The sequence below is a fragment of the [Borrelia] finlandensis genome, assembly GCF_030438365.2.
Taxonomy (GTDB): domain Bacteria; phylum Spirochaetota; class Spirochaetia; order Borreliales; family Borreliaceae; genus Borreliella; species Borreliella finlandensis.
The window spans coordinates 37,955-51,071 of record NZ_CP124070.1 but is presented as its reverse complement, the minus strand read 5'-3'; the positions used below and the strand labels follow the sequence as shown (position 1 = coordinate 51,071).

The 13,117-nt window shown below is 26.7% G+C and carries 13 protein-coding genes, 1 tRNA gene, 1 other RNA gene and 1 pseudogene; 10 read left to right on the top strand and 6 right to left on the bottom strand.

What is annotated here, in order from left to right; translation table 11 throughout:
* Both tpiA and secG read left to right on the top strand, forming a co-directional pair.
* Complete coding sequence (tpiA, locus tag QIA19_RS00820) at positions 1-762, top strand: triose-phosphate isomerase (RefSeq protein WP_301365116.1); 762 nt, start codon at positions 1-3, stop codon at positions 760-762.
* 15 nt (positions 763-777) lie between these two features.
* A complete protein-coding gene (gene secG, locus QIA19_RS00815; RefSeq protein ID WP_008882507.1) occupies positions 778-1,140 on the top strand; it encodes a preprotein translocase subunit SecG in 363 nt (120 codons plus the stop codon).
* A 99-nt stretch (positions 1,141-1,239) separates the two neighbouring features.
* Here the strand turns inward: secG and ung are convergent, their stop codons facing one another.
* Positions 1,240-1,911 carry a uracil-DNA glycosylase gene (gene ung / locus QIA19_RS00810; protein WP_301365114.1) on the bottom strand — a complete coding sequence of 224 codons (672 nt, stop codon included), beginning with the start codon at positions 1,909-1,911 and terminating at the stop codon, positions 1,240-1,242.
* 81 nt (positions 1,912-1,992) lie between these two features.
* Here ung and QIA19_RS00805 point away from each other — a divergent pair, with 81 nt between their 5' ends.
* A complete protein-coding gene (locus QIA19_RS00805) occupies positions 1,993-2,649 on the top strand; it encodes a TrmH family RNA methyltransferase (RefSeq protein ID WP_301365113.1) in 657 nt (218 codons plus the stop codon).
* Here QIA19_RS00805 and QIA19_RS00800 read toward each other — a convergent pair.
* Together QIA19_RS00800 and QIA19_RS00795 are read right to left on the bottom strand one after the other, a co-directional pair.
* Entirely contained in the window at positions 2,646-3,335 is a 690-nt protein-coding gene (locus tag QIA19_RS00800) for a queuosine precursor transporter (protein ID WP_301366208.1), read from the bottom strand. The genes QIA19_RS00805 and QIA19_RS00800 overlap by 4 nt on opposite strands.
* 75 nt (positions 3,336-3,410) lie before the next feature.
* Entirely contained in the window at positions 3,411-4,085 is a 675-nt protein-coding gene (locus QIA19_RS00795; protein ID WP_301365112.1) for a queuosine precursor transporter, read from the bottom strand.
* 117 nt (positions 4,086-4,202) lie between these two features.
* On the opposite strand from QIA19_RS00795, the gene ssrA reads away from it, so the two are divergent.
* Positions 4,203-4,564: a transfer-messenger RNA gene (ssrA, locus tag QIA19_RS00790) on the top strand.
* Between the two features lie 82 nt (positions 4,565-4,646).
* Here ssrA and QIA19_RS00785 read toward each other — a convergent pair.
* A tRNA-Gly gene (locus tag QIA19_RS00785) sits at positions 4,647-4,718 on the bottom strand.
* A gap of 150 nt (positions 4,719-4,868) precedes the next feature.
* Here QIA19_RS00785 and bpuR point away from each other — a divergent pair.
* Entirely contained in the window at positions 4,869-5,237 is a 369-nt protein-coding gene (gene bpuR, locus QIA19_RS00780; RefSeq protein ID WP_301365111.1) for a transcriptional regulator BpuR, read from the top strand.
* A 19-nt stretch (positions 5,238-5,256) separates the two neighbouring features.
* On the opposite strand, the pseudogene QIA19_RS00775 reads toward bpuR, so the two are convergent.
* A pseudogene (locus QIA19_RS00775) lies at positions 5,257-5,801 on the bottom strand (ribonuclease HII).
* Between the two features lie 91 nt (positions 5,802-5,892).
* Here QIA19_RS00775 and QIA19_RS00770 point away from each other — a divergent pair.
* From QIA19_RS00770 to phoU, 4 genes are read left to right on the top strand one after another with little or no spacing between them, the layout of a single operon-like run.
* Entirely contained in the window at positions 5,893-8,340 is a 2,448-nt protein-coding gene (locus tag QIA19_RS00770) for a chromosome segregation SMC family protein (protein ID WP_301365109.1), read from the top strand.
* Positions 8,341-8,365: 25 nt separating this feature from the next.
* The gene (locus QIA19_RS00765) at positions 8,366-8,767 is read left to right on the top strand and encodes a hypothetical protein (protein ID WP_008882438.1); all 402 of its coding nucleotides are present in this window, start codon (positions 8,366-8,368) and stop codon (positions 8,765-8,767) included.
* On the top strand, positions 8,764-9,804 hold the full coding sequence (locus tag QIA19_RS00760) for a tetratricopeptide repeat protein (protein WP_301365108.1): 1,041 nt from the start codon (positions 8,764-8,766) through the stop codon (positions 9,802-9,804). The genes QIA19_RS00765 and QIA19_RS00760 overlap by 4 nt, the downstream gene beginning before the upstream one ends.
* 10 nt (positions 9,805-9,814) lie before the next feature.
* Positions 9,815-10,486 carry a phosphate signaling complex protein PhoU gene (gene phoU / locus QIA19_RS00755; RefSeq protein ID WP_301365106.1) on the top strand — a complete coding sequence of 224 codons (672 nt, stop codon included), beginning with the start codon at positions 9,815-9,817 and terminating at the stop codon, positions 10,484-10,486.
* 83 nt (positions 10,487-10,569) lie between these two features.
* On the opposite strand, the gene QIA19_RS00750 is transcribed toward phoU, so the two are convergent.
* On the bottom strand, positions 10,570-11,421 hold the full coding sequence (locus QIA19_RS00750) for a protein-glutamate O-methyltransferase (protein ID WP_301366206.1): 852 nt from the start codon (positions 11,419-11,421) through the stop codon (positions 10,570-10,572).
* 187 nt (positions 11,422-11,608) lie between these two features.
* Between QIA19_RS00750 and QIA19_RS00745 the strand changes: the two genes are divergently transcribed.
* Positions 11,609-13,111: a peptidylprolyl isomerase gene (locus QIA19_RS00745; RefSeq protein ID WP_301365104.1), complete on the top strand. Its 1,503-nt coding sequence runs from the start codon at positions 11,609-11,611 to the stop codon at positions 13,109-13,111.
* Positions 13,112-13,117: the final 6 nt, after the last annotated feature.

The window sequence follows — 13,117 nt, the reverse complement described above, 5'->3', positions numbered from 1 at the left end:
ATGAGAAAAACATTTTTAGCGGGAAATTGGAAAATGCATTATACAAGTGCAGAAGCTTCTATTGTTGCAAAAAAAATTGCAACTGAGGTTAAGACCTTGAAAAATGATGTTGTAATAATGATAACTCCTCCATTTACGGCTTTATCTAAGGTTTCAGAATGTGTTAAGGGTAGTAGCATCCTCCTTGGTGCTCAAAATATGTCTTATATGGAAAGTGGAGCAAGGACAAGTGAAATTTCACCTTCAATGCTTTTAGAATTTGGAGTAGAATATGTTATACTTGGTCATTCTGAATGTAGGTTGTATTTAGCAGAAACAGATGAAATAATAAATAAAAAGATTCTTGCAGGACTTAAGCATCCTTTCAAATACTTAATTTTTTGTGTTGGAGAAACTCTTGATGAAAGAGATTCTGGAAAAACTTTAGAGGTTGTTTTAAATCAGGTTAAAAAGGGGTTAAATTGTGTTTCTGAATCAGATATTCAAAGGATAATTTTAGCTTACGAACCTGTTTGGGCAATTGGAACGGGTAAAACTGCAACTAAAGAAGAGGCAGAAGAGGTTCATAGGGCAATTAGGCTTGAGATTATGAAGCTTTATTCAAAGTCAGCTTCAGACAATATTATAATTCAGTATGGAGGCTCTGTTAATTCAAACAATGTAAAAGAGCTTATGAATGAGCCTAATATTGATGGTGCGCTAATAGGTGGAGCATCTTTAAAGGCTGAATCTTTTTTATCTATAATTAATAATGTTCTTTAGTTAAAGAGGTTTGTTTTGGATTTAGTTAGATTTTTTATTTTTATAATTTTTGTTATTGTTTCGATTTTTATTATCCTTTTAGTTTTAATTCAAGATGAACAGGGTGATGGAATAGGTGGTGTTTTTGGGGGTGGTAGTTCTTCTATTTTTGGGGCAAAGTCTTCAAGTGTTGCTGTAAAAATTACTGGATTTTTTATAGCACTCTTTTTTATCTTTGTAGTTTTGTTATCTTTTCTAAACACTAGAAGAGCAGATGATAGCTTTCTAAATGACATAAAGACTGAAAACAAGAATAGTTCAACTTTCTGGGATGATGAAAATAATGAATCAGATACTAATATTAATGAAATTAAAGAAAACAATTTGAAAGAAAAATAATTTAAATTGGTTACTGTTGTGTATACTATGAGTAGTATTTACTCAAAGTATTTTACATAAAGGAATTTTAAATCATAACCATTATTAAATTTATTAATTTTATTGAAAGTCTATTGTATTTTTATTGTGTTTTTTTAAATAATCTAAAGCACTGCTAAAATGATTTGATCCTAAAAATCCATTGTTTGCTGAATATGGAGATGGATGACTTGTTTCAAGGATTAGATGCTTTGTTGGGTCAATTAGCCCTTTTTTACTTCTTGCTAAATTGCCCCAAAGCATAAACACAATGTTTTTCAAATTTTTAGAGATTATTTTTATTACTTCATCTGTAAAAATTTCCCACCCAATAGCTTTGTGAGAAGAAGGTTTGCCTTCTTCGACTGTTAAAATTGTATTTATTAGAAATACACCTTGAATTGCCCATCTTTTTAAATCTCCGTTTGGGATGGTTTTTATTTTTAAGCTTTTTTCTATTTCTTTAAATATGTTCTGCAAAGATGGTGGAATTTTAATTTTTGAATCTACAGAAAAAGCAAGTCCATTTGCTTGGTTTTTTCCATGATATGGATCTTGTCCAATTATTACCACTTTTATGTCTTTAAATGGTAAAGAATTAAAAGCATTGAATATAAGTTTTGGGGGAGGAAATATTTTCCCATTTTTTGTTTTATATTCATGTTTAATAAATCTTACAAGCCTTTTAAAGTACTCTTTGTTAAATTCATTGTTTAAAACTTCTTTCCAAGATTCTTCAATTTTTACTTTCATTTTTGTATTATATAAGAAATAGTTTGTAATTTGAAATATATTAAAGGACTGATTTGTTATTTTTGAAATTTAATTTTTATTATGGATGATGATGTATTAAAAAGAATAGGTATTTTGTCTAAATTTATTACAGATGAAAAAAAAGCTAGGATTGAGAAAATATTAAGTCTTCGCACTAATTATTTAACATTTGTTCTAGAAGACATTTTTCAGTCTCAAAATGCAAGTGCTACTATTAGAACAGGCGAAATTTTAGGACTTAGTGATGTTCATGTTATTGAAAAAAAGAATAAGCATACTTTAAATCCAGATGTTACTTTAGGATCTTCACAATGGATAAATTTAAATAAGTATAAAAATGCCAAGTTTGCAATTGATAGGTTGAAATCTGATGGATATAGTATAGTGGCCACATCTTTGAATCCCAAATCAATAAATCTTGAAAATTTGACAATTAACAATAAAATGGCGATATTTTTTGGGACAGAATTAACAGGACTTAGTGCAGAAGTATTGGGAGCTGCTGATTTATATGTAAAAATACCTATGTATGGGTTTACTCAAAGTTATAATATTTCTGTAGCTGTTGCAATAGTTATGTATTCTTTATTGATGCGCTTAAGAAAAAGTAGCATTGATTACTTGCTAAATGAAGCTGAGAAATCAAATTTGAGATTAAAATATTATAGACAAGTTGTTAAAAATTATCAATTTATTGAGAATCTTATTAATTCTTAAGCCTCTTTTATTTTTTTCCAAGAATTTATAAATAGGTAAAAAATGGTATCGATTGCAATTATTATTAATGTAATAATAAGAGAGCCTTTTGTAAGTTCGATATTTTTTGTTTCAGGGTAGAATTTAAGTATTGTATTTATAGATATTGAAACTAGAAAATTAGCCAGATATCCAGAAATTAATCTTGATAGAGGATGAATGATCCATAAAGATTTTATTTTTATTTGCTTAAAATAATTGTATAGTAAGATGTTTATATATTGGGATAGAAAAAACACATACGTTCCAATTAATATTGTTAAAATGTATGTAGAGTTATTAAACAGTATTTTAAGATGAATATCTGCGACGTCTAATTTATTATGATTGAATAGTATCGTAAAATAAAGCATAATTGTAAAAGTTATGTTTAGCAAAAGACTCAATACCACGGATTTTGTTGCTTCTTTTTTGCTATATTTTTCTACCATTAAGTTTAAAGAGAATGCTGCCGATAAAAAGGTAATGCCTGATAAATTTAAGGACATTCCAAATATTTTTAAATTTCTTAATATTATAATGTTTGACATTGTTGAAATAATTGCATTGAAACAAAAAAGCCCAGATTTTCCAAAAAATCGGTAAAGAATTCCCAATGCTGTGTATATAAATAGAAACATTCCTGTCCACAAGCTTAAATCAAACATATCCTTATTCATAACATTTAATTGTACCAGATTGATTATCTTAGATAAAGTTTTTTATTCTTGCAAATAACTTTTTCATTTTTCAAGTTTTGTATATTTTGCAAAATATATAAAAGGCGTTCCCAAGAATCCTGCTACACCTTTAATTACGTATGTGGAAATTACTATATTTAGGAAAGCTTGCTTTGGAAATACTTTGAAATATGTTGCTATGCCCACAAAAATTGTTGTATCTATTAAGCCACTTATTAATGTTGATCCATTGGTTCTTAAAAATAAAAACTTAGGAAATTTTTTTTTAATAAGCTGATATAGATAAACATCGTTTAATTGGGATATTAGGTATGCAACAAGATAGGCTAGTAGTAAAGCTGGCATTGAAGAGAAAATGTTTCCTAAACTTTTAAAATTTTCTTGAGTTCTATTTGACATAAAGTGAATTTGTGCATTTGTTAATACTGCAAAGATAATAAAGCTGATAAATCCAATATAAACGGCTTTTTTTGAAGTTTTTTCCCCATAAAATTCTGAGAGTATGTCTGTTGCAACGTATGATGATGCATAAATAATGTTGCCCAATGTAGCATTAATTCCAAATATTGTAATTTGTTTTAAAACTTGAATGTTTGTTATAATAATTGCTACTGCAACCCATGCAAATAATCCGGTTTTTTTAAAAAAAATGGATACAATAATCAAAAATGAATAAGTAGTAAATAGCACGCCAAACCATAAAAATTCATTAAACATAAGATTACCTTTTATTGATATTTGATTTACTATTATAAAATTTTAGCTTAGTTTTTTCAAATAAGGCGGTAAGTATTGTTGTTTTCTTAAAATTATGTTATAATAACTTTTATATGAGGGGATGTTTTGGATTTGACTGAAAATGCTAATATTGTAAGTTGCAGGCAGAGGGAATCTCTTAAAACTTCTAAAATAAATGCAAAAAATAATAACTTTACAAGCTCAAATCTTGTAATGGCTGCTTAAGTTAGCAGAGAGTTTTGTTGAATTTGGCTTTGAGGTTCACTTATACTCTTTTCGACATCAAAGCTTGCTTAAAAATGTTTTCAAGTTGGTTTTTAGGGACTTTTATACTTGAGAGCAATTTGGCGGTTTGCTAGTATTTCCAAACCATATTGCTTAATAAAATACTAGATAAGCTTGTAGAAGCTTATAGTATTGTTTTTAGGACGCGGGTTCAATTCCCGCCATCTCCATTTCATTCTTTTGTTTATCCTTTAAATATAATTCTTATTCCTAACAAGCATTGCTAAGCTTAGAAAATTCGTTGTCATTATTTTAAGCGTCCTATCGGAATCGAACCGACATCATTAGCTTGGAAGGCTAAGGTAATAGCCATTATACGAAGGACGCAATACAATAATTTACTTATATAAAAAAAATCAATTTATGTCAATAAGATTTATTGTAATGTTATTTTTAGCTAGCAATTTTTTTTTTAAATAAGTACAATTAATTTAGCTTAAATGTAGTCAAGTACAAAAACTTGTGTGGAGGAAATTGATGGGAGAGAGAGGGGAAGTATACTCTGAAAAACTATTTACAGAGTCCGAGAGAACTTATTTTTTTAATGTCAAGGAAAATAGAAAAGGAGATTATTTTTTAAATATTGTAGAGAGCAAAAGAAGTCCAAGTGGAGATTTTGAAAGACATTCTATTTTTGTATATGAAGAGAATATAAATGAGTTTGAATCCAATTTGCTTAAGGCAATAGCGGTTATTAAGCAGAAAGTATCTACGGGGGCCGGCGGTTCTTCTGCAAGGCATAATAAAGGGTATGGTGAATATGGGGAGAGATCTAAATTAGACGATTCTAGATTTGATAAGAAATCTCATTTATCAGGCGGGCGATTTAAAAAGAAGGATTATTAAATTTTATTATTTTTATTTTTTAAATTAGTTTGAAATTTTTTCTATGAAGGCTTAAAACCCCATATTTCTTTATTGCGTTTTTATGTTCTTTTGTGGGGTATCCTTTATTTTTTTTGAGTAAATACAATGGATAAATTTTATCGTATTCATCCATTAGTTTGTCTCTTTTAACTTTAGCAATAATTGAAGCAGCTTTTATTTCATCTATTATTGAATCTCCTTTAATTATTGCTTTAACATTTTTTGCTGTTATTTTGGGGACAAATTTGCCATCTACAAGTACTAAGCTGCAATTTAATTTTAGGTTTTCGTATGCAGTTTGCATTGCAAGAAGGGATGCTTTGTGAATATTTATTTTTTCTATTGTTATATTTGAAATTTCAGCAAATGCATAATATGAGTTTTCAAGTATTAATGAGGATAGGTACTCTCTTTTTTCTTTTTTTAGTTTTTTAGAATCATCCAATTCGTTTATAAAACTGGGTTTTTTTTAAAAACCACAGCAGCACTTAGAATAGGTCCAAAAATACAACCCCTTCCGACTTCATCTATTCCGCAAATCATAATTGACCTTTTTTTAAAATATTTTTATTTATTATAATATGAAATTGTAGATTTATCAGTAATTGGTTTTTAATTTTAATTGGGAGTTAGTTTGGTTTTAAAAAAAATAGTGCTTTTAGGGTTTAAATCTTTTCTAAATAGACAAGAGTTTGAAATAGGTGAAAATTTAAGTTTTATTGTGGGGCCTAATGGATGTGGGAAGAGCAATCTTATTGATGCTGTACGTTTTTGTATGGGAGAAGATAATTTGAAATTTTTAAGGGTTGAAGATATTTCCGATTTAATTTCTGTTTCAAAATTAGGAAAATCAAATTTTGCTGAAATAACTCTTTTTTTTAGCAACGTTAACTCTGAAAAATCGACTTTAAAGGAATTTGATGAAGATTTTTATATTCGCAGGCGTCTTTATAAGGACGGTTCAAGTGGATATTATTTTAATAATAAAATTTTGAATTTTCAAGATTATAATAGACTTTTGAACAGTTTTAAGTTTAAAAAATCGCCTTATATGTTTATAACTCAAGGTAGAGTTGAGGATATTTCTTTGGAAAGAAATGTAAATCTCAAATCTTTAATTGAACAAGCAAGCGGAATAGATATTTTAAAAATTGAAGAAGAAGAGGCCTTAAAAAATTTTAAGCAATCTAATCAAAATTTATCATCTTTGCTGTCTCTGCAAGAAAATTTAAGGCAAAAGTACGATAACATAAAAAATGTTTTCCTTTTGAGAAAAAAACATCAAGATTTAAGTCAAAAATTAGAAGCTTTAGAAAAAACAATAACGTTAAAAAAGCTTTTCAATATTAATTTTGATCTTAATGTCTTGAAGAGCGAATTAAATTTAGACGGTTTGAGTAAATTTTTATCTTCTGGTTTTAAAGAAAAGTTAGAATTTTATTCATTTAGAGAAAAAAATGTTATTAATAATATTCAAGAATTAGAAAAAGATCTTGAGTTTATGAAGTCTAAAATTCTTGGGCTAGAGATTAAAATTCAAAAATTAGAGCAAGAAAAGACGTTAAAGATGAATTTGGAAGATAAGTTTGTCAAGAGCAAATCTGAGTCTGAAGAGAAAAAAAATTCTATAAATAATAATTTATATCAATTAAATAGTTTGCTTAAAGAAAAGAAAAATGATTTTTTTTCTTTAAGTGACGAGATTAATAGGTATACTAAAAGTTTTTTTGAACTTGTTGATCTAATTTTGTCTGTATTAAAGAGTGCCAAATCAGAAGAATTTGTTTTATTAAAAGAGAATATATTGGATTCTCTTAAACTTTTTGAAGAATCATTGAGTATAAAATATATTAAAGAGATTAGGGTAAATTTAATCAAGTATATAAGCAAAGATGAGAATCTTTTGGCTTTATTGAGGGATAAAATTGAACCTATTTTCGATCAAAATGTTAATTTGAAAAAATTTTTGCTCGAAAAAAATGCTTTAAAATCAAATCTTGCCAAAGAGATAACAAATATCGAGAGATTAATCGAAGAAAAGACTCTTCAATTAAATGATGTATTAGGTGAGCTTGAGTATATAGAGCTTTCTAAATTTAAAAATTTGGATGAAATTAAACTTATAGATGGTAATTTAGAATTTTTATTTGAATCTAAGAATAGCCTTGATGAAGAGCTTAAAGACTTATATTTAAAGCTTGAAAATTTAAATTTAGAAAAAAGCGATATTCAGCTTAATTTAAGCAATCTTATTGGTGCTTCAAAATTCAGTAGTGAGCCTTTTAAGGAGAAAGATTTTAATTTTTTAGTTTTTTTAAATGATTTTAAAAAAACTAATTATTATGAATATATAAAAAAACAGACAGAATACGAATTTCTTTTAAATTCTAATGTAAGCATTAAGAGCGAAATAGAAAATTTCAATGCTTCTAATGAAATGTCTGATAAATTTAAATTGGAAGAAGATCTTGCAACCAGAGAGTTGTTGCGCAAAGAGATAGATGCAATCAATCTGGGTGATTATGTATTTTTCAATATTGATAAAGAATTTGATGAAACTAAGGAGCGTTTTGAAAAAGTAAGTTTACAAGTAGAAGATTTAAAGCTTTCAAAATATTCATTACAAAAGCTTCAAAAAAAAATAAAAAATGAGATTTATAAAAAATTTAGAGAATCATTTGATGAGATTAATAAAAATTTTTCTTTCTTTTTTAAAAAAATTTTTAAAGGAACCGCTAGTCTTTTTTATAATGAAAATACTGATAATGTTGAGATTAGAATAAATTTTTCAAACAAGTTTGTTAAAAACAATAACATGCTTTCAGGTGGCGAGAGTGCTTTGGTTAGTATGGCTTTTTTATTTGCACTTTATTATTATTCTCCTGCTTGTTTTTGCATGCTTGATGAAATAGATGCAGCTCTTGATTTTGAAAATAGCAAAAAACTTTCTTTACTTTTAAGAGAATTGGGGAAAAAGATCCAACTCTTAGTAATAACCCATAATGCATATGTTTCTGAGGGTGGTGAAAATTTGATAGGCATTACACTTGATAATGGTGAAAGCAGGGTGTTTAATATATAATTAAGTTAGATTTAAGGAAATTAACATGCAAGATAGAAAGTTTAGTTTTAGAAAATATTTTTTAGTTTCAATATTTTTGATTTTTATTGTTTCAGGTATTACTTATTTTTATTCAACACAAATGTTGGAAAAATCTCAAAAGTCTGTTGAAGACAATTTAGACGCTAAGGTTAAATTAGTTGATATGGAAGATTTTTATTTTGATTTAAATGAATGTCTAAATATGGATGATTTTTTTATTCCAAGACCTGATTTTTTAAATGAAAATTTAAATAAAAATTTAGTTGTTGATGGATTGATTAAAAATAAATTTCTTGATGAGAATTTTTTCAAGGATCTTTGGATTAAAAAGGAAAATTTATTTAACGTTGATATTGAGAAGGAGAATGAAAAATTAATAGATAAGATTTTAGAAATTTCCAAATGATTAGAAAATATTTGATTTATATAAGTTTGCTATTTATTGTTTTTGAAGTTTGCTCTAAGCCAGCTTTTATAAGTCAAGACGATTTGTATGAGCTTGATTTTAGTAGTGGAGAGGTAGATATTAGTGTAAATACCAATTCAAAATTTAATCTTTCTTTTAAAGATGAGTCTTGGATTTATATCAAAAGCATTGAAAATGAAGCTTTTATTAAGTTAATTGGAGAATCTTATGATAACGGTGCTGTTTTTACTTTTCAAACTTTTAAAAAAGAAGGCAAAATTAAATTGGTTTTCACTTATCAAAATGTTAAAGATTCAAGTGAATTTAATAAGATAATTATCTTGAAAATTACAAAGAATTTTGAAGTTGCAATTCCACATGGTGTTGGTGGCGGCTCTAGCAAGGACAATAACATTGAAAGTGGTAATAATCTTGAACTTGGGGGGAGTAGTATTAGCGGGGCAACCTCTAAAGATATTATTGTCAGGGCTTTAAATTTGTCTTACATAAATGATTACAAAGGAGCAATAGATTTGCTTAATAGGTATAATTTCAATGACGATAAATATATTTTATTGAAGGCGGAAATTTATTATAAAAATGGTGATTATTTAAAATCTTATGAAAGTTATTTGAAATTGAAGAGTAAATATTTTCAAAGCATTGTTTTTGATCTAATTAAGCTTGGTATAGAATTAAATATTAAAGAAGAGGTTTTAGAGAACGCTAGATATTTAGTTGAAAAGAATGTTGATTTTTCTGAGAGTGTTTATCTTGAGATCTTTGAATTCTTAGTAACGAGGGGAGAGCATGAGTTTGCTTTAAATTTTAGCTCTCTTTACTTTCCTAAATATATTAATTCAAGCTTTTCAGACAAATATAGTTATTTATTGGGAAAACTTTATGAGTCTGAGAGCAAGCATAAAGATTTTTTAAAGGCCCTGTATTACTATAAATTGGTTATTGATAATTACCCTTTTAGTTATTATTATGAGAGAGCCAAGATAAGATATTTATTTTTAAAGCGGTTTTTTTAGGAGACATGATATGATAAGGAGAAAGCTTACTAAACAACTTGAAATAATAAAAGATTATCTTTGGGATATGAAAGAATGTGTGCTTAAGATTATCGATGATTCTTTAATAGCCTTAGAATCTAAAGATAAAAATTTAGCCAAAAAAATAATCAATGAAGATGAAAAAATAATAGATGATTATCAGTACGATATTGAAGATTTGTGCGGAAGAATAATTGCAACTGAGCATCCTGTTGCTACAGAGCTTAGAGAAATTTTAGCAATTATTAAAATAATAAGCTCTCTTGAAAGGATTGCAGATCATGCTACTAAGATTGTAAAGGTTGTTCTTCTACTTGAATCAGATTTGGATGATTTTGATTTTCTTAATTTATATTTTAAACCTTTAAGAGAAATGGCCGATACAGCTAAAGAAATGTTGTCTGATATTTTTGACGCATATTTTGATGGAGATTTTACCAAAATATTAAAGATAGTTAAGTATGACAATATAATAGATAAATTATTTTCAAAGCAGAAAAGTATTGTTATTAATGCAATGAAAAAAAATCCTGAAAATTTGGATTATCTTTTAAATATATTATTTTTGAATAGTTTTTTAGAAAGAGTAGGCGATCATGTGGCAACAATTGGTGAATTGCTCTATTTTATTAGAATAGGTGAAAAAGTAAACTTAACTTAGTAGTATTATTTTTAGACCTTTTAAGCTAAATAAATTTTGCATAATAGAAAATTTATTATAAAAAGAATTGATGCTTATGCGCATTAATTCTTTTTATAGGTGGCAGGCATTATGTATTCAAGATTTTTGTTTCCTCTGATTGTTTCTGAATGTCCAATTAAAAGATAAGAATCTTTTTTGAGGTAGGAGTTGAATTTATTGGCAAGGTTATTTCTAGTTTTTTCATCAAAATAGATCATGACATTTCTGCAAAATATTAGGTCAAATTTTTTGCTAAATGGAAATTTTTCATCCATTAAATTTAATTTTTTAAAGTAAACCATTTTTTTTAAAATTTCTTTAACTTGGAATTTATCATCTTGAAGTTGATTTAAATATTTAATTTTTAAATATTTGGGCAAATTTATTATGCGATCTTCAGGGTAAATCCCTTCACGAGCCTCATTTAGAACGCTAATTGAAATGTCTGTTGCTAAGATTTTGACTTTAAAATTTACTCTATTATGTTCCATATATTCTTTTAGTATCATTGCAATTGTATAAGGCTCTTCACCACTTGAACAGCCAGCTGACCATATTCTAATTTCTGAGTTTTCTGAGTTTAATATTTTTTCAGTAAGTTTGGGTAATATTTTATTATTTAAAAAATCAAAATGCTTAGATTCTCTGAAAAAATAAGTATGATTTGTTGATATTTTGTCTATTAATTCGATTAATTGAATATTTCCAGTGCTTTTTTCTAAAAAGTTGATGTATTCAGTAAAATTTTTAAAACCTTTAACTTTCAGAAGGGATGATAATCTGCTTTCAATTAGCAGCTTTTTTTTTTCGCTGAGATTGATTCCAAAATTATTGTAAACTATTTTTATTAATCTTAAAAGCTCGTCCTTAGTTATATTTATATTAATGTTGAATTTGTTTTGATTCATATTCATATACTTTTGATCCCATTTTCCTTTTTTATCCATAGCGATTCGTTTTCATACTAGAAATGTAAAATTTTTTTAGTTCTATAATACTTAAGCGTATAGCTTAAGTTAGATATTTCAATTGCAATAATTTTTCAATTGTGATAATTTAGTAGTTAAATTATTAGTATGCTTACTTATTAAAGGTTGTTTTATGCGAAAAAGAAGTAGAAAAGTCAAAAATGATTTAGTTGTGCTTGAATCTAAAGAAAAAAAAGTTGGTATGTGGGGTATTTTTGCTCTTATTTTAATTGTTTTCGGATTTATTATTGCACCTTTACTTCCAGGGATATTTGATAATGCTCATTCATCTGGTTTAAAATTTGGTTCTTATAAAGGTCAACCTATTTACTATAAAAAAGATAGTAAGTTTGCCAAATATGTTAATTATTATTCAAATCTTTATTCTAGATTGCAGGGTAATGCTAAAAATATTAATACAGATTATAATGCCTGGTATTTGGCATTTATGAAATATGTTGAGGATGTTGCTTTTTTGGACTTAGTAAAAAAATATAATTTTTACATTTCTAAGGAAATGCTGAATAAAAATTTACTTAAATCTCCAGAATATTTAGACTCTAGTGGAAATTTCAGTTCTAAAAGATATAATAAAGCTTCTGATTATCAAAAAGTTAAAATTTATGATGATATGGTAGAAAATATATTGTTTTCTAATGTTAAAATTTTTTTAAATAGTAATTTGATATTTCCCGATTCTCTTTTTGATCTGATTAAAAATATGAGTACTGTGGAAAGGCATATTTCATATCTTTCTCTTTCCTATCAAGATTTTTCTAATAAAGAGGTAATATCTTATGCTGAGAAAAATTTAAATTTATTCAAACGTTTATCGCTTGCATCTATTCGTTTTAAAAATATGAATGATGCTCGAAATGCTCATGATAAGCTATTAAACAAAACTCCATTCGAAGAGCTTGCTAAGCTTTATTCAGATGATATAGCTAATTTCAAGGGAGTTGTTTCTTTGGATAAGTATTATTTTGATTTAGATCTTAATGTTGAAAAGAAAGAAGATCTAAATTCCATTTTTTCTTTAAGAGAAGGTGAATTTAGTAAGCCTATTAAGATTAAAAATAAAAATGAATATCAAATATATAAGGCATTTAGTAATGTTCATGATTTTGATAAAAATTCAGATCGTGATATTAGTTCTGTTAAAAATTACATTGAAGCTTATGAACCAAGTGTTATTGAAGCTTATTTGGAAAATAAGCTATCTGATTTTCTTGGTGATGTTAAATTTAGCAGTTTAAGCCAAGTTCTTGAAAAATATCAACTTAACTTAAAAGAAGAAATTGTTAATTTGTCTTATAATATCAATGTTTACCCCAATACTTTAAAGGAGTTGGTTGAGTTTAATAATAGCAAGTCTTTTTATGATATTATTTTTGGATTAAAGGAAAATTCTTGGTCTAAGCCTTTTGTGGCAAATAAAAAAGTTTATTTATTTTTTCTCAATTCAGTTAAAAAAAGATCTAATCAGCTCAAAGAAGAGATCAAAAATGAAAAACTTCTTGACAATTTTAACATTGCGAATAGTGGTTTGATTACAGATTTTTTGCTGAATAAAAAAGATTTTGTTAATAATTTTAATGAGTCGTTTTTTGCTTTGCAAAACTTTAGTCAAAATTAAGAAATT